Source organism: Frankia sp. CcWB3 (assembly GCF_977927595.1).
Genome location: NZ_CDWRCK010000328.1, coordinates 1 through 831 on the forward strand (window position 1 = coordinate 1; position 831 = coordinate 831).

The 831-nt window shown below is 71.0% G+C and carries 1 protein-coding gene; it reads right to left on the reverse strand.

Going from position 1 to position 831, the window contains the following annotated elements:
- Nucleotides 1–212 precede the first annotated feature (212 nt).
- Complete coding sequence (locus ACY5KJ_RS18465) at nucleotides 213–539, reverse strand: FDXHR family putative zinc-binding protein (protein ID WP_462188441.1); 327 nt, start codon at nucleotides 537–539, stop codon at nucleotides 213–215.
- Nucleotides 540–831 lie beyond the last annotated feature (292 nt).

Below are 831 nucleotides of genomic sequence, written 5' to 3' on the forward strand. Positions count from 1 at the left end.
GCAAGTTATTTCATTTCGACTCCTGAGCGTGCCACCTCGGTCGAATCTTCACTGACGGGCACCCTTTACCCCGTCCGTCCACTACACCGTGACGGTGGCACGTCCCTACCACCATGCCTGGCGTCGTGCCTGCTGCGACCGGCTCGGCCATCCAGTCCCGGCCGCAGGCGGCAGGTGGGATCCGCCTACCGTCCGGTGAGGGGAGGGCTCGGTCAGCCGGCCATCCGTACCGCGCCGCCTCCTCCGCCGCCGCCGCCCGCGGGGCCGGCCGAACCGCCCCGCCGGTCGGAGGCCCGCAGGATGCGGCCGGGCGGCTGTTCGTCTCCGCTGAGCCAGTATCCGCGGTCGCGGCGCAACCCGGCCCGTTCCGGGGAAAGGCAGGTCCCCTTCACCCGATGCGCGTCGAAGCCGGTGGTGGTGCCGGCGAAGGTCTCGTGGCAGGACGGGCAGTGCGCCGCGGTCAGCGCCGTCCAGCGCACGTCGCAGCCGCCGCAGCTGAGCAGGATGGGGCGTTCGTACTCGTTGTCCCGCCCTGCCATGAAACCGCCTCTTCCCGCGAAGGTTCCGATCTCCCGTCGTCGGATTCTTGCCGCTCAACGTTTCCAACGTGGGCATTTCGGCTTTGTAGCTCTTCGGGCGCGTCGCGTCACCGGGCTGCCACCGGCCGCCGGAGGCGCCGCGGACCCTGGTGCTGCTACCGTGAGCACCGGTGCGGCGACCGTGAGAAGCGGTCCGGAGGGGCGTGAACTGTCGGACCCGCCGGTGAGAATCGACCAGTGACGTCGGCATCCCCGTCCTACCCGGAGTCGGGCCGGCTCGCCCGGCTGCGGG

Excerpts from the sequence above, each read along its gene's own strand:
- ACY5KJ_RS18465 (WP_462188441.1), bottom strand. The coding sequence starts at position 539 with ATGGCAGGGCGGGACAACGAGTACGAACGCCCCATCCTGCTCAGCTGC.